Raw genomic sequence first — 18,968 nt, 5'->3', positions numbered from 1 at the left:
ATGGTCAAGTGCAGCGTGACGTGCAGGTCAAGGAGGTGGACGGGCTGGGCTGGCTGGTGCGTGAGCGTGTCACCGGGCGTGAGTGGCGCGTGGAGACAAGTGACATGGCGTGGGAAGCCGGAGGCTACGACCTTCGGCGCTTCGAAGTCCACGTTATTGGTGAGCGGGTGGTGGGTGCTCCCGACGGTTACCCAGACCTGACATCCTCCGAGAGTTTCGCTAGAGGACGCTAAGGGTGTCGGGAGGGGCTACGACGGAGGCGGCATTGTACGACGGCGGCAGAGGCGGGCTGCGCCCGCTGTGTCCTCTGACCGCGCGGCGACGTTCTCGCTAGTGAGCGCGCGAAACCTCACTGAGCCGAGCTGGGGCCGCGCGAAGTCGGCTTCCGGTTTGGCTGCAACGTCGAGTGTGGCCTAATCGGCCGCAAGCGGCTGGAGATTGTCGGCCTGTGTGGCCATCCAGGCGATTGATTCATCTGCGTCCATTGCGTAGTTTTTGAGCTTCTTGAACTCGTCTCTGTAAAAGCTGACTTCACTTTCGTCTTGGGAGAATATGGTCGCGAAGGGGGTTTCGGTCTTCGTCAGCGCGGGGAGTTCGCGGTCTTCGAAAAGTCCTACTATTCCGGGCGCGGCTGGAACGGGAGTGTTCGCTCGTATGATCCTGATATGACATTGTGAAGTGGATGCCATGAACGTAAGATGTAATAGCTGGTCTCGCATCACTGAAGCGTCATTGGGATGACGGCGCAAGACTCGCTCGTCGAGATAGAATGTTGCTTGCATGCCGTTGAGGTTGGAGAATCGTCGCTGACGGAGTTTCCGCGCTTCAAGCAAGGACTCATGGTCCCAAACGGGCGTGTCGAGTGTCGAGAGTTCGGCTTGAATATACGACTCGGTCTGGAGAAGATCTGGTACTCCGGCTGGGTCGAAGATCGTCGCGTTCGTCGCTTGCTCCTCGAGGGCGAGAAGGGGGCCGACTTGATCGGGGAACCTTGCAGGGTGCCTTAATGTGCAGATATTTGAGGCGGCAAGTCCTGCTATGGTCATTGCGTCGGAGAATTCCTTGGGTGTTGCTTTGACGAGTCCGAGAATAAACGCTACCTGGACAGTGCTGAGGCTTCGCATGCCCTTCTCAAGTTTCGAAATGCTCGCAGACCCGATTCCGGTCATGCGACTAATATCGACTGCTTGATATTTTGCACGTTTCCGTATGCGGCGTATCTCACTGCCGAGAAGTCGACTTGGGAGGGATGGATCATCTTTGCGCATTGCCGTCTTTCCTTCTTGCTGTCCAGATGTTCGCCGCGTGTCAGTTTATGATTGATCCAAACGTCGCTGCTCGCTGACGCTGCGAAGTGGAATTCGAAGCCTGGTCATATCGCGATATACCAGGCTGAGTCCGACGGAGTACTTCTGTGCAATGGTCCGAACTGATCTCCGGTCTCTTTCATATTCGGTGCGGAGTTGCGCGTCGGTGTATGGTCTGGGCTTGCGTCTAGCTCCTTTGGGGCGGAGTTCGACGCCAGACTTTTCGATGGCCCTCTGCATCCACGAGGGCGAGGTCCCGTAAGTCTTTGCGAGTTTCGCCGCGGTGAGGTTGTAGTCGCGCTCGTACTCCCGTGCAACACGTCTCTGTAATTGGGGGCCGTAGACGTGGTGTGCTCGTACCTCGCGGGACGGAAGGTTCACCAATGCCCAGTCAAGGTCGAACGCCGGATGAGTCCTGCTCGACACCTGAAGGTCTGGTCGATGGGCCTCGGCGCACTGCGTCGACGAGGAGTTTCCGCTGGCGAACATTGATCCTCTCGATTTGTCCATACGACGGCGCGAAACGTCAATGCGAACGCTGTGTTGTTACAGACTTCGACCTGGTATCCAGAGGAGCCGGCGCGCGTGGCCAATGGCGAGGGAGGGCGAATGGGAGGATTTCGGGGGCGGCAGTTCGTTCAAGCGGTCCACAACCTCGGCGAGGCCGCCGTCCTGCTGCCACACGATCTCGTCGTCGGGATTCACCCGAAGCGCGGCTGCATCACTGCTGTGACGAACCAAGAGCGCATCGGCCCATCCGTACACCCAGGCGCGTACTCCGCGGATCTCGGTGACTTCGCCCGCCGTGACGACGGGGAAGAAGGACCACTGGGCGGTACTTCGTAGGTCGATCAGCTTGCGCAGCGACCTGTTGCCCGTCACCTCGATGACGGGGTGAGCGTCGAGGTGACGCGCACTTGCACGACCGGGGCCCGGAACGCCAACTCCAAGCTGTACGGAGTCTCGTGGCGCGTCGCTCGAACACTCGGCTTTCGGCGACTGATCACCTACACGCAGGACGGTGAAAGTGGCGCGAGTCTGCGCGCGGCCGGTTTCCGTCCGGTCGCCGATCTTCGGCCGCGTCCGGGTTGGTCCACTGTGTCGCGACCGCGCGAGTCGCGCGGTGTCGATGGGATCCGGCGGACGCGGTGGGAGATCCGAGCGGACCGGTAGTTCACGCGATCGGGTAGGTCGTCCGATCCGCTCAGGATTGCCTTGTGCGCCAGCTGTTTCAGCTGGTACAGCTGGCGATCGGCCGAAGCTACCGCGTCTGATCAGCTGATCCGTTGCTGAACCGTGCTGTGCGCATCACTGGAGGAGGTGAATGTTGTGACGGACGACAGTCCGCGTGTGAGCACTTCCGCGCTGGATTCCGTCGATGGCGGTGCGGCGCTGGCGGCTTCGATCCGGGAGCTCGCCAGCGCGGTCCGCACCTTGGCGGCACATGCGCCCCGCGATCCCGACGCGCTGCTGACAGCGGAGGACGTCGGTGCGTTGCTCGGCTTGTCGCCGAGGACGTTGAAGGATCGTGCTGCGGCCGGGGTGTTTCCGCATCGCCGGTTCGGCAAGCACTACCGGTTCAGCCGGGAGGACGTCGCGGAGATCGTGCAGTTGACGAAGAACGCGGTGCGTCCGTACCGCGGTGGCATGCGTGCTGCGTGAGCGTCGGCCCATTACGTCCCGGAACTGGCCGGGGCGCTCGCCAAAGAAAGAGAGGTATCCGTCGTGGCCTACGCACAACCAACCGACGGTGATCCGCCGGGCTGGCGTGCTCGGTTCAAACGTCCTGACGGGACGTGGGGAAGCAGGTCGGGTTTCAACACCGAGAAGGCGGCCGAGGCGTGGGGTGTGGAGCAGGAGGCGTTGATCCGGCGCAACCTGTGGCTGGACCCGCGGGAAGCGGAGATGTTGTTCGGCGTGTTCGCCGAAGAGTTCATGGACGCGGTCGGTCCGCGGCTGGAGCCGACGACATCGGCGAAGTACCGGTCCTTTCTGGACAACCATCTACTCCCGCAGTGGTCGTCATGGCCGCTGGCCGGAATTTTCAACAGCTACGTCGAGATCGAGAAGTGGCTCTCGGAGTTGCACGAGGACTACGCCGACTCGGCGGTGGCGTCGATCTTCTCGCTGTTCTCCACGATCCTGGGTGCCGCGGTCAAGGCGAGGAAGATTCCTGCGAACCCGTGTGCCGGGATCCGGGTCACTTCGGGCGAGTTCGAGATCGAGAACCTCGTCGCAACTCCGGTGCAAGCACTGAGGGCGTCGATGCGGCTCTACGAGAGCGGACTCGGACTCGCCGGATTCGTGCTCGGTCTGCTCGACTTCTACACCGGTTCCCGGTGGGGCGAGTTGGTCGGTCAGCAGCGGCACGAGTACGACAGCGAAGCACGGGCGATCCAGATCCGCGAGCCGCTGAAGGAGATCGGTGGACGATTGTTCAAGGGTGGTCGCCGGGTCGACACCTCGCGGCTCGCCGATCTCGGTCCCCGGCCGACTCGCCCGGTGACACCGCGACGACAGGGCGGTCGGGCGAAGAAGGGCAGGACCAAGACTCCGGCGGGCACGCGGAGCGTGGAGTTGCCGCCGAGCATCGCGGTCTTCTATGAGGAGCTGATCGACAGCCACAGCTTCCCGTTCATCCTCTGCAGTGCCGAGGGTGCGCCGTTGCGGCGGTCGAACTTCCGCAACCGGTACTGGCGCCCGGTGTGGGACGGCAGTGACGCTGAACACACGCGGTCTGCGGAAGTGGTGCAGCCGATCCTGCCGACCTTCACCTTCCACGAGGGCCGGCATAGCCACAGCACCTGGCTCGCCGAGGACGGCATCCCCGAAGTCGCCCGGCGAGCGCGGCTCGGGCAGAAGATGAAAGGCATCGCGAGGGTCTACGACCACGTGACTCCGCTGATGCGCCGTCAGATTCTGCAGGCGCTCGAGACCCGGTGGATCGGTTCGTTGGTCGCGCTCACGCCGAGTGAGCGGACGAAGCTGGGGGAGTGGTTCCCGCACCTGCACGCCACTTTCCGTGACGGGCAGTTGGAGACGGCCCCGAGGGCCATCGCCATTTCATCGCCATTGAACGACTGAAGCCCCGCCCCTCCGAGGAGGAGCAGGGCTTCTGACCTGCGAAAACAGATGGTGCGCGATACTGGGATTGAACCAGTGACCTCTTCCGTGTCAGGGAAGCGCTCTCCCGCTGAGCTAATCGCGCGAGGTGGAGACGGGATTCGAACCCGTGTACACGGCTTTGCAGGCCGTTGCCTCGCCTCTCGGCCACTCCACCGTGTCAGGCCCGAGAGGGCCTTCCGAGCGGATGACGGGATTCGAACCCGCGACCCTCACCTTGGCAAGGTGATGCGCTACCAGCTGCGCTACATCCGCACATCCTCGGTCTGGATGGGAGTTCAGAGCCTCGCGGTTCTGTCTCTCACCCCGTCGCCGTGGTGTGTGTGAACACTATCCGATCCCGAAAACGGCTCTGCAACCGGGGTGCCACTTGCTGTTCGCAAGGCCGTCATCAGGCCAGATCGTTGGGGATCAGGTGCGTCAGGGCGTCGTCGACGTCGACCCACAGGTGCTCGTTGCCCGGGAGCACGACGTCGTAGGTCCGGTCGAGGAAGTCGGCCAGCTCCTGAGCGGACGCCTCGAACATGGCGTGCCCGGACGGCGAGTTCAGTTCGATGAGGACGGACTCGGGGTCTTCGACGGAGGGGCGGATGCGTACGTCGCCGTCGCCCGCGTCGGCCAGGAGGCCGTCGGCGAGGAGATCGCGCGCGTAGACCCACTCGACCCAGCCGGCGCGGCCGGTGCGGAAGGCGGCCACGACCGCGTACGGGTCGCGAGTGTCGTATCGCAGTTCAACCTTGACCGGAACCGCGGGGGTCCGCGGCGCCAGGAGGTCGAACACCGCCGTCGAGCGGAGCGTCACGTGATCGTTGCGCATCGTCCTACCCTTCGTCTCCTTCCCGGCCCGGTCGAACCGAGTGGCGATGATGTGACGTATCGGCCGGCTGATCGGAACGCGGTTTTGCCGCAGATCACCCGGACGGGGTCATCGGACCCCGGGTCCATACTCCGTCACCCCATCATCACCCGCGCGACGCGCAGCCCTACATGCGCCCTGCAGGCAGTCCACATGTACATACTGCGCGGTTTAGTCGTCACGCGATAGCACCGTCGCACGAATGTCGAAACGCGTCGCGGGCGGCCCCCGGCCCGGACAACCCCGGCTAGCTCGCGGTTGTTCGCTCCGTACTTGCTGGTGAGCGGAGTGTGGTCGGAGGGAACCACCCGTTTGCAGGCCCCCTAAAGTCGTGGGGTAGAGTCTGCCGAACACCGCGAGCGGGCGATTAGCTCAGCGGGAGAGCGCTTCGTTCACACCGAAGAGGTCACTGGTTCGATCCCAGTATCGCCCACCGGATGAAGGCCCTGGACCATCGGTCCGGGGCCTTGATTCATTCTCGGCCACTGTCGGCGGGTGAGCCGTCCGGGGGCATTCGATCCCCAGGTCGGACGCGGGTTGTGTGGGGGCGGTACTTCTGCCGTCGCGGGCGGTCCGGCTCGTGCGGGTGGATCCACACTGGCCGATCGGGAACGCGGGGAGCCGCCGGTTCGAAGATCCCCGAAGTCCACCCTTCGGGCCGGTGTGGACATTCGCCGGAGATCTCGTGTCGCGCCACGAAAATGTCGCATGATCCGATCATTGAGACTTCTTTGTGATCCTCGGCACGAAACCCCCGGCGAAAGGTCCAGACCATGAAGAAAGTGATGTGGGGCATGGTCGGGCGGCTCACTCGTCCGGCTCCGCTCGCAGGGCCGTCGTGACGCTGACGTGATGTGACGAAACGCCACACCGGTGACCGATTGACAAGGTAGGTCGGCGGCCGGTGGGTGCGCCGGGCGGGCCGCGGTCCTCCCGGTGGGTGAAATCCACAATGGACCGGCCGGAGATCGACTTCCGGGAACCGTCCATTTTGGAGTTTTCCGGGCTGTTCGGCCGATCGGGGAAGCGGTGCTCCAAGTGGCCGTGAGTCTTGATAATTGGTGACTACTTTGAGTAGTTGTTCGGGGGATACGGTCTATTACGCATCGTCATCATCTTGTTATCAACGCGGCATTCATTTGCCGGATGCTCGCCCAGGGTGTGGCTGGAAATCCTTGTAACGATGGCCGGAGAGTGGCCGATACCTTGGCGTGTGTCGCCCCATCGGCCGCTGAGAGACCCTGAGAATCGATCACTCTTCGAGATCAGTCTCATTTACTCAGCGTGTTGATCCGGCGTTCGGGAATCCCCACTCCGGGAGGTCTGATGGAAGAGTCGGTGCGGCCGTCGTCCACCGTCAACGGGACGCCGCAGCACATCGACCTCCAGTCGATTCCGCTTCCTCCCCAAAGGGGTGCGGGCGATGCCGCCGCGGTCGACACCACGTCGGCGCGGCCCCCTTACGCGGCTTGGGAATCGCGCTACCGCGCCTGGGTCATCGGTAGTGACGTTTTCACCGCGTTCGTGCTCATCGTGATGAGCGCCTTCTTGATCGATCGATCCGATCCGCACGACATGCACGCGCTCGGCACCGCCGCGGCCTTCCTGTTCGGGTTGTCGGCCTGCCGTGCCTGGAGCCCGCGTGTTCTGGGCGAGGGAGCGGAGGAGTACCGGACGCTGGGGCGCGGCCTCGTGGCCACCGCCGTCCTCGTCGCGCTGGGCGGCCTGCTCTTCGGCGCGCTCGCCGTGCAGCCGTGGGTCTTCATCGTCGTCCCGATGATCTCGGTCTTCATGTTCCTGCAGCGATACGCGCTGAGACAGGTGCTGCACCGGCGCAGACGGCTCGGTGAATGCCTGTTGCCGGTGCTCGCGGCCGGAAGTCCCGACACGGTCGCCGACCTGATCGCCCGCACCAAGGCCGATCCGCATGTCGGCTGGCGGGTGGAAGCCGTCTGCACATATTCCGGTGCCGGCGCGGAGCGGGGGAGCGGCGAGGTGGAAGGCGTCCCGATCGTCGGGAAGCTCGACGACCTCGCGAGCCATGTCCGCCGCGGCGGCTACCGGGTGGTCGCCGTGACCGCCGATCAGCACTGGAACCCGAAGCGTCTCCAGCGGCTCGCCTGGGATCTCGAAGGAACCTCGGCCGAGATGGTGGTCGCGCCGATGCTCATGGAGGTCGCCGGGCCGCGGCTGAACGTCTCCGGCGTGCTCGGCATGCCGCTGCTGCGGGTGACCGCGCCGATGTTCACCGGCGGCCGCCGTCTGGTCAAGGAGGCGCTCGACCGGTTCGGCTCCGCCTTGCTTCTCACCCTCTTTTCCCCGCTGCTGCTGGCGATCGCGGTCGCGATCAAGCTGGACGACCACGGCCCGGTCATCTACCGGCAGCGTCGCGTCGGCCGCGACGGGCACACCTTCACGATGCTGAAGTTCCGCACGATGGTCACGAACGCCGACAAGCTCAAGCAGGATCTCCAGGCGGACAACGAAGGCGCGGGCCCGCTGTTCAAGATGCGGAAGGACCCGCGGGTGACGCGAGTCGGCGGTCTGCTTCGCCGGTACTCCCTCGACGAGCTGCCGCAGCTGCTCAATGTCGTGAGCGGGCGGATGTCGCTCGTCGGCCCTCGTCCGCCGCTGCCCGAGGAGACCGCGAAGTACGCTCCCGACGCACGCCGCCGTCTCCTGGTCAAGCCGGGGCTGACCGGGCTTTGGCAGGTCAGCGGCCGTAGCGACCTCAGCTGGGCCGAGAGCATCCGCCTCGACCTGCGCTACGTCGAGGACTGGTCGCTGGCCCTCGACCTGGTGATCCTCTGGAAGACCTTCCGTGCCGTGGTGCAGGGACGAGGTGCCTACTGACGCTTTCCTGTGACCGGACCCACACGCAGAGATAGTTGAGCGAGAAATAGTTCAGCGCTCAACTAGGTTGGGACGGGTACAAGGACGCGTACGGAAGGAAGATTCACCCATGACCACCAGCGTTGAGCCGACCGAAGCCTTGAACCTCCCGCAGGACGTTCAGGACTTGTTGTTCCGCGAAGCCCGCACCGCGAACAACTTCAGCGACGAGCCGGTGACCGACGAGCAGATCCGCGCGATCTACGAGCTGGTCAAATGGGCCCCGACGTCGATGAACAACCAGCCGCTGCGCGCGCTGGTGATCCGCACCGAAGAGGGCAAGAAGCGGCTGGCCCCGCTGATGTCCGAGGGCAACCGCGCGAAGACCGAGGCCGCGCCGGTGACCGTCGTACTGGCCGCCGACACCGAGTTCCACGAGAACCTGCCCCGCACCTTCCCGCACTTCCCGGGAGCGAAGGACCTGTTCGCCGACGAGGCGGGCCGCGTCGAGACCGCCAAGCTCAACGCGCTGCTGCAGGTCGGTTACTTCATCATCGGCGTCCGTGCCGCCGGGCTGGCCGCCGGCCCGATGACCGGCTTCGACGCCGAGGGCATCGACAAGGAGTTCTTCGGGGACAAGCCGTGGAAGTCCCTCGTCGTGATCAACGTCGGCAAGCCGGGCGAGAACCCCTGGTTCGACCGCCTGCCGCGGCTCGACTTCGACGAGGTCGTCGAGACCGTCTGACCTCGTTCCTCGCCACACGAAGGCCTTCTTCCGATGGGAAGGAGGCCTTCGTGGTGTTAGGGGTAATGCGCGTGAGCCGCGCCGCACCTGACGACTAACATCACGGGAACCATCCGCTTTAACCGCGAGGAGTCCATCGTGTCCCAGCCGTCGTCAGTAGCAGCCGCAACCGCCCCGCGCGTGGTGGTACCGGCGGGCACTACGGCGGGCACCGCGGTCCGCGAAGCCGGGCTGCCGACCAAGGGGCCGGACACGATCGTCGTCGTGCGCGACGCCGAGGGGAACCTCCGCGACCTCGCCTGGGCCCCGGAGGCCGAGGTCGAGGTCGAAGCCGTCGCGGCGAACACCGAGGACGGCCGCAGCGTCATCCGCCACTCGGCCGCCCACGTGCTCGCCCAGGCCGTGCAGCAGCAGTTCCCGCAGGCCAAGCTGGGCATCGGCCCGCCGGTCAAGGACGGCTTCTACTACGACTTCGCCGTCGACACCCCGTTCACGCCGGAAGACCTGCAGGCGCTCGAAAAGCGCATGAAGCAGATCGTGAAGGGCGCGCAGCAGTTCTCCCGCCGCGTCTTCGACTCGGTCGACGAGGCCAAGAAGGAACTGGCCGACGAGCCGTTCAAGCTCGAACTCGTCGACATCAAGTCCGATGTGGACACCTCCGAGGTGATGGAGGTCGGCGGCGGCGAGCTGACCATCTACGACAACCTCGACCCGCGCACCAAGGAGCGCGTGTGGAGCGACCTCTGCCGCGGCCCGCACGTGCCGACCACCAAGTTCATCCCGGCGTTCAAGCTCACCAGGGTCGCCGCCGCGTACTGGCGCGGTGACGACAAGAACCCGCAGCTGCAGCGGATCTACGGCACCGCGTGGGAGTCCGCCGAGGCGCAGGACGTCTACCTGGAGCGGCTGGCCGAGGCCGAGCGGCGCGACCACCGCAAGCTCGGTGTGGAGCTGGACCTGTTCTCCTTCCCCGACGAGATCGGCTCGGGGCTGCCGGTGTTCCACCCCAAGGGCGGGATCATCCGGCAGGAGATGGAGAACTACTCGCGGCAGCGGCACGTCGAAGCCGGGTACGACTTCGTCTACTCGCCGCACATCACCAAGGGCGCGCTGTTCGAGACCTCCGGTCACCTCGACTGGTACCGCGACGGCATGTACCCGGCGATGCACCTCGACGCCGAGCACAACGAGGACGGTTCGGTCCGCAAACCCGGCCAGGACTACTACCTCAAGCCGATGAACTGCCCGTTCCACGACCTGATCTTCCGTTCGCGCGGGCGTTCCTACCGGGAACTGCCGCTGCGGATGTTCGAGTTCGGTTCCGTGTACCGCTACGAGAAGTCCGGCGTGATCCACGGCCTGACCCGGGTGCGCGGCATGACGCAGGACGACGCGCACATCTTCTGCACCCTGGAGCAGGTCCCCGGTGAGCTGAAGTCCCTTTTGGACTTCGTACTGAACCTGTTGCGCGACTACGGTCTCGACGATTTCTACCTCGAACTGTCCACTCGGAACGACGAGAAGTACATCGGTTCGGACGAGGTGTGGGACGAGGCGACCGAGGTGCTCCGCACCGCCGCCGTGGACTCCGGGCTGGAACTGGTGCCGGATCCGGGTGGCGCCGCGTTCTACGGGCCCAAGATCTCCGTGCAGGCGAAGGACGCGCTGGGCCGCACCTGGCAGATGTCGACCATCCAGCTGGACTTCATGCTGCCCGAGAAGTTCGAACTGGAGTACACCGCGGGCGACGGCAGCCGTCAGCGTCCGGTGATGATCCACCGCGCGCTGTTCGGCTCGATCGAGCGGTTCTTCGGCGTGCTGACCGAGCACTACGCGGGCGCGTTCCCGGCGTGGCTGTCGCCGGTCCAGGTGGTCGGCATCCCGATCACCGAGGACCAGGTCGAGCACCTGCGCGGGGTCGAGAAGGCACTGCGGGCCAAGGGGATCCGGGTCGAGGTCGACGCGAGCGGCGACCGGATGCAGAAGAAGATCCGCACCCACACCACGCAGAAGGTGCCCTTCATGCTCCTGGCGGGCGCGAAGGACGTCGAGGCCGGCGCGGTGTCGTTCCGGTTCCGCGACGGCGGCCAGATCAACGGCGTCTCGGTGGACGACGCGGTCGAAGCGATCGCCGGCTGGGTCCAGCGCCGTGAGAACGCTTCGCCGACCGTGGCGGGCTTGGAGGCGGTACTCCGGTGACGGGCCCCGATGGCCCGGAAGCCGTCGGACAGGACGGTGTGGGGGTCCCGGACGCGTTGCAGCGTCTGTGGACCCCGCATCGGCTCGCCTACGTGCAGGGGTCGAAGCGGCCCGACGAGGGTTGCCCGTTCTGCCATCTCCCCGAGAAGCGTGACGAGGACGCGCTGATCCTCGCGCGCGGGAAGACGGTGTACGCGGTGCTGAACCTGTACCCGTACAACCCCGGGCACTTGATGGCCGTGCCGTACCGCCATGTCGCGGACTACACGGATCTGACGCCGGAGGAGACCGTCGAGGTGGCGGAGTTCACCCAGCACGCGATGCGGGTGATCCGGGAGGTTTCGTCGGCGCACGGGTTCAACATCGGGATGAACCAGGGCGTGATCGCCGGCGCGGGGATCGCCGCGCATCTGCATCAGCACGTGGTGCCGAGGTGGGGCGGCGACGCGAACTTCATGCCCGTGATCGGGCACACGAAGGTGTTGCCGCAGTTGCTGGGAGAGACGCGGCAGTTGCTGGCGGACGCCTGGTAGGTCCGGCCGTACTCGGCCGCCCGGATGCAATGAACGGTCCTTTCCTTGCAAAATTTGCAAGGAAAGGACCGTTCATTGCACGCGCCGGTGGGCGCCTGGGGGCGCGGGCGCGGGCAGTGGCTGATGTCATGAAAGGGTCGTTCAGGACGAAAAACGTCCTGAACGACCCTTTCATGACACTCGGGGGCCTCAGGCGTTCAGCGCGGCCTGCAGCTCGATGTCGATCTTGACCTTCTCGGACAGGAAGGCGTTGCCCTCCGGGCCGATGCCGAAGTCGCGGCGGTTCACCGTGGCGGTGGCCGAGACGCCGAGGGTGGTGGCGTTGTCGTTGGCCGGGTTGGTGCCGATGCCGTTGAACTCCGCCTCGAGCGAGACCGGGACGGTCTTGCCGCGCCAGGTGAGCTCGCCGTCGATGACGTAGTCGCCGCCGTCCTCGCGGATGCCGGTCGAGCGGAAGGTGATGACCGGGTGCTCGTCGACGTGGAAGAAGTCCTCGGACTTGAGGTGCGTGTCACGCCCGTCGACACCGCTGGCGACCGACGAGGCGTCGATCTCGACGGTGACCGACGAGTCGAGGATGTTGTCGGCGGTGACGACCTCACCGGTGAAGCCGGTGAAGTTGCCCCGGGACTTCGCCAGGCCGAGGTGCTTCACGGTGTAGGCGATGTCGGAGTGGGCGGTGTCGATCGTCCACTTGCCTGCGACGTAGCCCGGGATTTCGGTGGTGGTCATGAACTCGATCTCCAAAGTCTGTGGTGAACCCTGAGCTGGTTGAGCGCTCAACCATGACTGTAGCGCAATTTGGTTGAGCGCTCAACCAGGGGTAGAATGGGCGTCATGTCCGAACCCCGATGGCTCTCCGACGAGGAGCAAAAAGTCTGGCGCGACTTCTCCGCGGCCACGCGGATGCTGCAAGCGCATCTGGAGGGCCAGCTTCAGCACGAGGCGGGCATGCCCCACACCTACTACGAAGTGCTCGTCGCCCTTTCCGAGGCGCCGGAGCGGCGGTTGCGGATGAGCGAGCTCGCCGACGCGCGCAAGGCGTCGCGCAGCAGGCTCTCGCACGCGGTCGCGCGCCTGGAGGCGAACGGCTGGGTGCGCCGTGAGTCCTGTCCCACCGACAAACGCGGCTCGTGGGCGGTGCTCACCGCCGAAGGTTTCGCCGCGCTGGAGGAGGCCGCGCCCGGCCACGTGGAGGCGGTTCGCGAGAGCCTCTTCGACCCGCTGACCCCCGAACAGGTGAAGGCGCTCGGCGAGATCAGCGCCGCCCTGCTGGCGCGGCTGTCGCCGAAATGCGCCGCGGCCGAGGCGGAATTGGCGCTGCGGGAAGAGAGTCTCGCGGACCTCGCCGACTCGGCCGAACTGGCCAAAGCGGACTGACCTGGAGGCGGTCCAGGGGCGGGCGCGACGACGAGTGTCGGTGCGGGTGGATAGGCTTCGGGCGGCCACCCGACCCTGCTGCTTTAGGTGCACCTGAAGAACCGATGCTCAACATTTTCGCGCGCGCCTCCGTTTCCCGCGTCACCGACCCGATGGGGAAGGTGCTCGTGCGTGCCGGTCTGACCCCCAACGCGATGACCGTCATCGGCACGGCCGGGGCGATGTTGTGCGCGCTCGGGTTCTTTCCCAACGACATGCTGCTGTGGGGCACCTTCACCGTCTGGGGCTTCGCGATGCTGGACCTGCTCGACGGCGCGATGGCCCGCGCCCGCGGGTACGGCACGGCCTTCGGTGCCGTCCTCGACGCGACCTGCGACAGGCTGGTCGACGGCGCGTTGTTCGCCGCGATCGCCTGGTGGTGCTTCGTCCACGACGACAACCGCCCGGCCGCGGCCGCCGCGCTGATCTGCCTGGTGCTCGCGCAGGTCATCTCGTACGTCAAGGCCCGCGCCGAGGCCTCCGGGCTGGAGGCGGACGGCGGCCTCGTCGAACGCGCGGAGCGCCTGATCATCGCCCTCGTGGGAACCGGACTGCACGGTCTGGGCGTTCCGTACACCGTGGACATCACGCTCTGGCTCCTCGCGGTGCTTTCGGTGATCACCCTGCTGCAGCGGACGGCCGCGGTGGCCAAGGCGGCGAGGGCCGCCAAGGCGGCGGGTCCACCCGCCGCGGAGGGCGGGGCATGAGCGGGTTCTCCCAGCGGCTCAGTGACTTCGGCTACGCGACGGGCTGGCGGCTCGCGCGCTGGCTGCCGGAGTCGATGGGCTCGGTGACCTTCGGGCTGGGCGCCGACCTGGCCGTCCGGCGGGACGGCGGCGGAGTGCGCCAGCTCCGGCGGAACCTCGCCAGGGTCGTGCCGCAGGCGGACGGCGTCGAGCTCGACGAGCTGACCCGTCGCGCGATGCGGTCGTACGCCCGCTACTGGCACGAGATGTTCCGGCTGCCCTCGATGGACCACAAGGAGGTCAGCCGCAAGGTCGCCCAGTCGATCACCGGGGTGGAGAACCTCGACGCCGCCCTCGCCGAGGGCAACGGCGCGGTGATGGCGCTGCCGCACAGCGGGAACTGGGACGCCGCCGGCGTCTGGCTCGCGGACTACCTCGGCGGCTTCACCACGGTCGCGGAGCGGCTGAAACCCGAATCGTTGTACCAGCGCTTCGTGTCCTATCGGGAGTCCCTCGGTTTCGAGATCGTCCCGCTGACCGGCGACAGCTCCGCGATGCGCGTGCTGCTCAAGCGGCTGCGGGAGAACAAGGCGATCTGCCTGGTCGGGGACAGGGACCTGACGAACTCCGGGGTGCCGGTCAAGTTCTTCGGCGAGCAGACCCGCATGCCGGGCGGTCCCGCGCGGCTGGCCGCCACCACCGGCGCCGCCCTGATCCCGGCCGGCTGCTGGTTCACCGAGGACGGCTGGCAGATCCGCCTGCACCCGCGGATCCGGGTCACGAACCGGTCCGAGGTCCCGGCGGCCACCCAGGCGCTGGCGGACATCTTCGCCGGGGACATCGCCGCGCATCCGGCCGACTGGCACATGATGCAGAAGTTCTGGCTCTCCGACTTCGATGCCGGGGAACAGGCCGAACTCGGCGAAGCGAGCTGAGCGGATGGCTCAGTCGCGGGTCATGAAGATCGGGATCGTCTGCCCGTACTCGTTCGACGTGCCGGGCGGCGTGCAGGGACACGTCATCGATCTGGCGAAGGCGCTGCTGGCGCGCGGGCACCGGGTCTCGGTGCTCGCGCCGGCGGACGAGGACTCAGACGTCCCGGATTTCGTGGTCCCCGCGGGCAAGGCGCTCGGCATCCCGTACAACGGTTCGGTCGCGCGCCTGCAGTTCGGCCCGGTGTCCTACGCCCGGGTGCGGCGATGGATCCGCGACGGCGACTTCGACGTCCTGCACCTGCACGAGCCCGCCGCGCCGAGCCTTTCCTTGCTGGCGCTGAAGGTCGCGGACGGGCCGATCGTGGCGACCTTCCACACCGCGACGACGCGTTCGCGCACGCTGGCGGCGTTCCAGCCGGTGCTGCGGCCGCTGCTGGAGAAGATCACCGCGCGGATCGCGGTTTCGGCACTGGCCCGCCGGGTCCAGGTCGAGCACGCCGGGGGTGACGCGGTCGAGGTGCCCAACGGCGTCGACGTCGACTTCTTCTCCCGCGCGCTCCCGCTGGACGGCTACCCGCGAGCGGGCGGCACGGTCGGCTTCGTCGGGCGGTACACCGAGCCCCGCAAGGGGATGGGGGTGCTGCTGGAGGCGTTGCGGATGCTGCTCCCGGAGTTCGAGGAGCTGCGGCTGCTGGTCGTCGGCCGCGGCGACGCCGATCAGCTCCGGCGCGAGGCCGGGCCGCAGCTGGCTCCGCATATCGATCTGCTCGGCCAGGTCGACGACGAGACGAAGGCGCGGGCGCTGCGCAGTGTCGACGTCTACTGCGCGCCGAACACGGGCGGCGAGAGCTTCGGGATGATCCTCACCGAGGCGATGGCGGCGGGCACGCCCGTACTGGCGAGTGGCCTGGATTCGTTCCGCCGCGTCCTCGACGACGGCAAGGCCGGGATGCTGACCGAGACCGGCGACGCGGCAGCGCTGGCCGACGGGTTGCGTGAGCTTCTCGGAGACCCGGCTCGCCGGGCTTCCCTGGCGGCGGCCGCGGGGGAGCGGGTCGCGATGTTCGACTGGTCCGTGGTCACCACGCAGGTCCTGCGGGTGTACGAGACGGCGATCGCCGCCGACCCCCGGCGGGTCGGCGCGGGTGAACGCGAGTTCAGCCGGTGACGACCTGGGTGTGGATCGGCGGTCTGGTGGCCGCGATCGTGGTATTGGGCGGGTTGTTCCTGCTCGCGACGGCGAACCGGCTCGACCGGCTGCACGTCCGCACGGACGCGGGCTGGGCGGCGCTCGACGCGGCCCTCGCGCGGCGCGCCGTCGTCGCCAGAGCGGCGGCCGCGATCCTGGGTGACGAGGAATTGCGCACGCTGGGCGAGCGGGCCGAGCGGGCACCGAGGCCGGATCGCGAAGCCGAGGAAAGCGAGCTGACGCTGCGGCTGGCGTGCGTCGATCGCGCGGCCTTGCCGCCGTCGCTGGCCGAAGAGTTGACCGACGCCGAACACCGCGTCGTCATCGCGCGGCGCGTGCACAACGACGCCGTCCGGGACACCCTGCATCTGAGGCGGCGCCGGAAGGTCCGGTACTTCGGTCTCGCCGGGACCGCCCGGCTTCCGGAATACTTCGAAATCGCCGAGCCCGAACTTTAGGAGGACGGACGATGAGCGATCGGCTGCTGGTGGCGGTGTTCGCGACGCCGGTCGCGTCGTTCCTCCTGCGTTACGGCAAGGACCTCGGCTACAAGGCGGTGTTGTTCGAGCCGGACGGCGCACGCGCGACGGACGTCGAGTCCGGCCTGGAGGCCGTCACGACGCTGCCGGACCTCGGCGCGGACGCCGACGTCGTCGTCACCGATCACGACCGGCCCGAGCTGGGGGAAGTGCTCAAGGCCGTGCTCGACCTCCCGACGCGGTGGGTCGGGGTGCTCGGCAACCCGCGCCACGCCGGCCCGCACGTCGCCGCGCTCAAGGCGCTGGACGTCCCGGACCGCGAGATCGCGCGCGTCCATCGCCCGGTCGGGCTGAACATCGGCTCACGCACGCCGCCCGAGATCGCCGTCGCCACCCTGGCCGGCCTGCTGGCCGACCGGAACGGGCGGCCGGGCGGCTTCGAGTTTCAGTAGGCCACCGCTCCTTCCGGCATCGGCTCGAACCGGGCGTGCCTGCGGGTGAACGTCGCCGTCCCCGAGGTCAGGGAACGCAGGTCGATCGCGTAGCGCAGCAGCTCCACGGCGGGCACCTCGGCGCGGATGACCGTGCGGCCGCCTTCACCCGATTCGGTACCGAGGACGCGGCCCCGCCGGGACGAGAGATCACCCAGCACGGTGCCCAGATGCTCGTCCGGAAGCCGCACCGCCACCTCTTCGAGCGGTTCGAGCAGCGCGATCTTGCCCGCCGCGGCGGCCTCCTTCAACGCCAGCGCTCCCGCCGTCTGGAAGGCGGCGTCCGACGAGTCGACGCTGTGCGCCTTCCCGTCGACGAGGGTCACCCGGATGTCGATCAGCGGATGGCCGTCGACGAGCCCCCGCTGGGCTTGCGCCCGGACACCCTTTTCGACGCTCGGGATGAACTGGTGCGGCACCGAGCCGCCGACGACCTTGTCCACGAACTCGAAGCCCGACCCCCTCGGCAGGGGCTGGACCTCGATGTCGCAGACGGCGAACTGGCCGTGCCCACCGGATTGCTTGACGTGCCTGCCGTGCCCGCGAGCCGGCCCGGCGAAGGTCGAACGCAGGCTGATGCGGACGGGTTCGGTACCCACGTCGGCGCCTCCCGCGCGCAGCCGCGACAGCACGACGTCGGCGTGGGCCTCGCCCATGCACCACAGCACGAGCTGGTTGGTCTCGGCGTTGCGGTCCAGCCGGAGCGTGGGGTCGCCCGCGACCAGCCGGGAGAGGTTGCGCGCCAGCGTGTCCTCGTCGCTGCGCGTCTTCGCGACGACGGCGACCGGCAGCAGCGGCTCCGGCATCGCCCACGGTTTCATGATCAGCGGGTCTTCCGGCGACGAAACGGTGTCACCGGTTTCTGCCGAGCCGACCTTGGTGAGCGCGCAGAGGTCGCCCGCGACGCAGTACGGGACTTCGCGCAGGTTCGACCCCAGCGGGGAGTACAGATGCGCGACCCGCTCGTCGGCGTCGTGATCCTCGTGGCCGCGTTCGGCGAGGCCGTGGCCCGAGACGTGCACCGGCCGTTCGGGGCGAAGCGTCCCGGAGAACACCCGCACCAGCGAGACCCTGCCGACGTAGGAGTCGACGGCGGTCCGGACCACCTCGGCCGCCAGCGGGCCGTCGGGGTCGGCGCGGAGCCCGGCGTGCGGCTCCCCGGTGGGCGAGGTGACCTCCGGCGGGACGTGTTCCAGCGGTGACGGGAAGGCGCGCACGATCCCGTCGAGGACTTCGGCCAGCCCGACCCCGGTCGCCGCGCACACCGGGATCACCGGATGGAAGGAGCCGCGGGCGACGGCGGTTTCGAGGTCGGCGATCAGCGTGTCCTCGGCGATCTCCTCGCCGGAGAGGTACCGGTCCATCAGGGACTCGTCCTCGCTTTCGGCGATGACCCCTTCGATCAGCTCGTTGCGGGCCTCGGTCATCCGGGTGAGCTCGGCCGCGTCCGGCTCGCCGACCTCGGGCGGGAAGCCTTGCGAGTAGTCGAAATAGCGGCGCGTGATGAGCCCGACGAGCCCATCGCGCGTGGGCAGGTACAGCGGCAGGACGCCGGCGCCGAAGGCCTCCTGGCAGGCGGCGATCTCGCCTTCGGGGTCGGCGCGGTGATGGTCCAGCCGGGAGACGACCACCGCCCTCGGCATCCCGACGGCGGCGCACTCCTCCCAGACCGCGACGGTGGCCGCGTCGACGCCTTCCGCCGCGCAGACCACGAACAACGCGGCATCGGCGGCGCGGAGCCCGGCCCGCAGTTCGCCGACGAAATCGGCGTACCCGGGGGTGTCGATGAGGTTGATCTTGTGCCCTTGGTGCATCACCGGCGCGACCGAGAGGCCGACCGATCGTTGCTGCCGGACCGCGGCGGGATCGTGGTCGCACACCGTGGTCCCTTCCACCACCGAGCCTGCCCGCGTCACCGTGCCGGACGCGGCGAGCAGTGCTTCGGCGAGTGTCGTCTTGCCCGATCCCGAGGGGCCGACCAGGACGACGTTGCGGACCTTCGCCGGGTCGTCCACAGCGACGGCGGCCCCGGAGTCTCCGTTCTTGCTCTGTTTGTCGGCCATGCCGATCTCCTCACCACACGATGCCGCGTACAGGTGTGTCCTCGATCACACACCCGCGACGGGCGTCGCGGCAAGGCGACCGGCGAGGGACCCCCCGAATGTCGACGCGCC

At 67.3% G+C, this 18,968-nt stretch carries 18 protein-coding genes and 4 tRNA genes; 14 read left to right on the top strand and 8 right to left on the bottom strand.

What is annotated here, in order from left to right; genetic code table 11:
* Window positions 1-413: 413 nt before the first annotated feature.
* Entirely contained in the window at window positions 414-1,169 is a 756-nt protein-coding gene (locus tag DMC61_RS37805) for a DUF5753 domain-containing protein (protein ID WP_125695286.1), read from the bottom strand.
* Between the two features lie 684 nt (window positions 1,170-1,853).
* On the bottom strand, window positions 1,854-2,189 hold the full coding sequence (locus DMC61_RS37800; protein WP_199750197.1) for a hypothetical protein: 336 nt from the start codon (window positions 2,187-2,189) through the stop codon (window positions 1,854-1,856).
* A gap of 12 nt (window positions 2,190-2,201) precedes the next feature.
* On the opposite strand from DMC61_RS37800, the gene DMC61_RS42175 reads away from it, so the two are divergent.
* The 3 genes from DMC61_RS42175 (at window position 2,202) to DMC61_RS37785 (ending at window position 4,391) form a co-directional block, all read left to right on the top strand.
* Complete coding sequence (locus tag DMC61_RS42175; RefSeq protein WP_370456444.1) at window positions 2,202-2,480, top strand: XF1762 family protein; 279 nt, start codon at window positions 2,202-2,204, stop codon at window positions 2,478-2,480.
* 177 nt (window positions 2,481-2,657) lie between these two features.
* Window positions 2,658-2,969 (top strand): helix-turn-helix domain-containing protein, encoded by a 312-nt coding sequence (locus DMC61_RS37790; protein WP_233595078.1) that lies wholly within the window; start codon window positions 2,658-2,660, stop codon window positions 2,967-2,969.
* Between the two features lie 63 nt (window positions 2,970-3,032).
* Window positions 3,033-4,391 carry a tyrosine-type recombinase/integrase gene (locus DMC61_RS37785; RefSeq protein WP_125695284.1) on the top strand — a complete coding sequence of 453 codons (1,359 nt, stop codon included), beginning with the start codon at window positions 3,033-3,035 and terminating at the stop codon, window positions 4,389-4,391.
* A gap of 49 nt (window positions 4,392-4,440) precedes the next feature.
* Here the strand turns inward: DMC61_RS37785 and DMC61_RS37780 are convergent.
* The 4 genes from DMC61_RS37780 to DMC61_RS37765 form a co-directional block, all read right to left on the bottom strand.
* A tRNA-Val gene (locus DMC61_RS37780) sits at window positions 4,441-4,515 on the bottom strand.
* Window position 4,516: 1 nt separating this feature from the next.
* A tRNA-Cys gene (locus DMC61_RS37775) sits at window positions 4,517-4,587 on the bottom strand.
* 25 nt (window positions 4,588-4,612) lie between these two features.
* A tRNA-Gly gene (locus DMC61_RS37770) sits at window positions 4,613-4,685 on the bottom strand.
* Between the two features lie 136 nt (window positions 4,686-4,821).
* Window positions 4,822-5,247 carry an SsgA family sporulation/cell division regulator gene (locus tag DMC61_RS37765; RefSeq protein WP_005159130.1) on the bottom strand — a complete coding sequence of 142 codons (426 nt, stop codon included), beginning with the start codon at window positions 5,245-5,247 and terminating at the stop codon, window positions 4,822-4,824.
* Window positions 5,248-5,647: 400 nt separating this feature from the next.
* On the opposite strand from DMC61_RS37765, the gene DMC61_RS37760 reads away from it, so the two are divergent.
* The 5 genes from DMC61_RS37760 (at window position 5,648) to DMC61_RS37740 (ending at window position 11,595) form a co-directional block, all read left to right on the top strand.
* Window positions 5,648-5,719: transfer RNA gene (locus DMC61_RS37760), tRNA-Val, on the top strand.
* A gap of 893 nt (window positions 5,720-6,612) precedes the next feature.
* A complete protein-coding gene (locus tag DMC61_RS37755; protein WP_199750196.1) occupies window positions 6,613-8,139 on the top strand; it encodes a sugar transferase in 1,527 nt (508 codons plus the stop codon).
* A gap of 109 nt (window positions 8,140-8,248) precedes the next feature.
* Window positions 8,249-8,863, top strand: a complete 615-nt coding sequence (locus DMC61_RS37750) for a malonic semialdehyde reductase (protein ID WP_125695283.1) — start codon at window positions 8,249-8,251, stop codon at window positions 8,861-8,863.
* Between the two features lie 180 nt (window positions 8,864-9,043).
* Complete coding sequence (gene thrS / locus DMC61_RS37745) at window positions 9,044-11,062, top strand: threonine--tRNA ligase (RefSeq protein WP_199750201.1); 2,019 nt, start codon at window positions 9,044-9,046, stop codon at window positions 11,060-11,062.
* A complete protein-coding gene (locus DMC61_RS37740; RefSeq protein ID WP_016334783.1) occupies window positions 11,059-11,595 on the top strand; it encodes an HIT domain-containing protein in 537 nt (178 codons plus the stop codon). The genes thrS and DMC61_RS37740 overlap by 4 nt, the downstream gene beginning before the upstream one ends.
* A 189-nt stretch (window positions 11,596-11,784) precedes the next feature.
* Here DMC61_RS37740 and DMC61_RS37735 read toward each other — a convergent pair whose 3' ends face one another.
* The gene (locus tag DMC61_RS37735; protein WP_125695281.1) at window positions 11,785-12,327 is read right to left on the bottom strand and encodes a YceI family protein; all 543 of its coding nucleotides are present in this window, start codon (window positions 12,325-12,327) and stop codon (window positions 11,785-11,787) included.
* A 105-nt stretch (window positions 12,328-12,432) separates the two neighbouring features.
* On the opposite strand from DMC61_RS37735, the gene DMC61_RS37730 reads away from it, so the two are divergent.
* From DMC61_RS37730 to DMC61_RS37705, 6 genes are all read left to right on the top strand, one after another.
* Window positions 12,433-12,975, top strand: coding sequence for a MarR family winged helix-turn-helix transcriptional regulator (locus DMC61_RS37730; RefSeq protein WP_043848884.1), 543 nt, complete (start codon window positions 12,433-12,435; stop codon window positions 12,973-12,975).
* A gap of 104 nt (window positions 12,976-13,079) precedes the next feature.
* Entirely contained in the window at window positions 13,080-13,721 is a 642-nt protein-coding gene (gene pgsA, locus DMC61_RS37725) for a phosphatidylinositol phosphate synthase (RefSeq protein ID WP_125695280.1), read from the top strand.
* Complete coding sequence (locus DMC61_RS37720; RefSeq protein WP_016334779.1) at window positions 13,718-14,635, top strand: phosphatidylinositol mannoside acyltransferase; 918 nt, start codon at window positions 13,718-13,720, stop codon at window positions 14,633-14,635. Before pgsA ends, DMC61_RS37720 begins: the two co-directional genes overlap by 4 nt.
* 22 nt (window positions 14,636-14,657) lie before the next feature.
* Window positions 14,658-15,803 (top strand): glycosyltransferase family 4 protein, encoded by a 1,146-nt coding sequence (locus tag DMC61_RS37715; protein WP_125695336.1) that lies wholly within the window; start codon window positions 14,658-14,660, stop codon window positions 15,801-15,803.
* Entirely contained in the window at window positions 15,800-16,282 is a 483-nt protein-coding gene (locus tag DMC61_RS37710; RefSeq protein WP_125695279.1) for an NUDIX hydrolase, read from the top strand. Before DMC61_RS37715 ends, DMC61_RS37710 begins: the two co-directional genes overlap by 4 nt.
* A gap of 11 nt (window positions 16,283-16,293) precedes the next feature.
* A complete protein-coding gene (locus tag DMC61_RS37705) occupies window positions 16,294-16,755 on the top strand; it encodes an XdhC family protein (RefSeq protein ID WP_125695278.1) in 462 nt (153 codons plus the stop codon).
* Here the strand turns inward: DMC61_RS37705 and DMC61_RS37700 are convergent.
* On the bottom strand, window positions 16,749-18,857 hold the full coding sequence (locus DMC61_RS37700) for an elongation factor G-like protein EF-G2 (RefSeq protein ID WP_125695277.1): 2,109 nt from the start codon (window positions 18,855-18,857) through the stop codon (window positions 16,749-16,751). The two genes, DMC61_RS37705 and DMC61_RS37700, sit on opposite strands and share 7 nt — an antisense overlap.
* Window positions 18,858-18,968 lie beyond the last annotated feature (111 nt).

Source organism: Amycolatopsis sp. WAC 04169, from assembly GCF_003947535.1.
In the GTDB taxonomy this organism is placed as follows: domain Bacteria; phylum Actinomycetota; class Actinomycetes; order Mycobacteriales; family Pseudonocardiaceae; genus Amycolatopsis; species Amycolatopsis keratiniphila.
Note: the sequence above shows the minus strand (reverse complement) of the source record. Positions and strands in the feature narration are given on the sequence as shown.

Bases quoted from the DNA above. Each gene is read 5' to 3' on its own strand.
- DMC61_RS37805 (WP_125695286.1), bottom strand. From the start codon at position 1,169: ATGACCGGAATCGGGTCTGCGAGCATTTCGAAACTTGAGAAGGGCATG.
- DMC61_RS37705 (WP_125695278.1), top strand. From the start codon at position 16,294: ATGAGCGATCGGCTGCTGGTGGCGGTGTTCGCGACGCCGGTCGCGTCG.
- DMC61_RS37720 (WP_016334779.1), top strand. From the start codon at position 13,718: ATGAGCGGGTTCTCCCAGCGGCTCAGTGACTTCGGCTACGCGACGGGC.
- pgsA (WP_125695280.1), top strand. From the start codon at position 13,080: ATGCTCAACATTTTCGCGCGCGCCTCCGTTTCCCGCGTCACCGACCCG.
- DMC61_RS37755 (WP_199750196.1), top strand. From the start codon at position 6,613: ATGGAAGAGTCGGTGCGGCCGTCGTCCACCGTCAACGGGACGCCGCAG.
- DMC61_RS37735 (WP_125695281.1), bottom strand. From the start codon at position 12,327: ATGACCACCACCGAAATCCCGGGCTACGTCGCAGGCAAGTGGACGATC.
- DMC61_RS37700 (WP_125695277.1), bottom strand. From the start codon at position 18,857: ATGGCCGACAAACAGAGCAAGAACGGAGACTCCGGGGCCGCCGTCGCT.
- DMC61_RS37750 (WP_125695283.1), top strand. From the start codon at position 8,249: ATGACCACCAGCGTTGAGCCGACCGAAGCCTTGAACCTCCCGCAGGAC.
- DMC61_RS37765 (WP_005159130.1), bottom strand. From the start codon at position 5,247: ATGCGCAACGATCACGTGACGCTCCGCTCGACGGCGGTGTTCGACCTC.
- DMC61_RS37715 (WP_125695336.1), top strand. From the start codon at position 14,658: ATGAAGATCGGGATCGTCTGCCCGTACTCGTTCGACGTGCCGGGCGGC.
- DMC61_RS37730 (WP_043848884.1), top strand. From the start codon at position 12,433: ATGTCCGAACCCCGATGGCTCTCCGACGAGGAGCAAAAAGTCTGGCGC.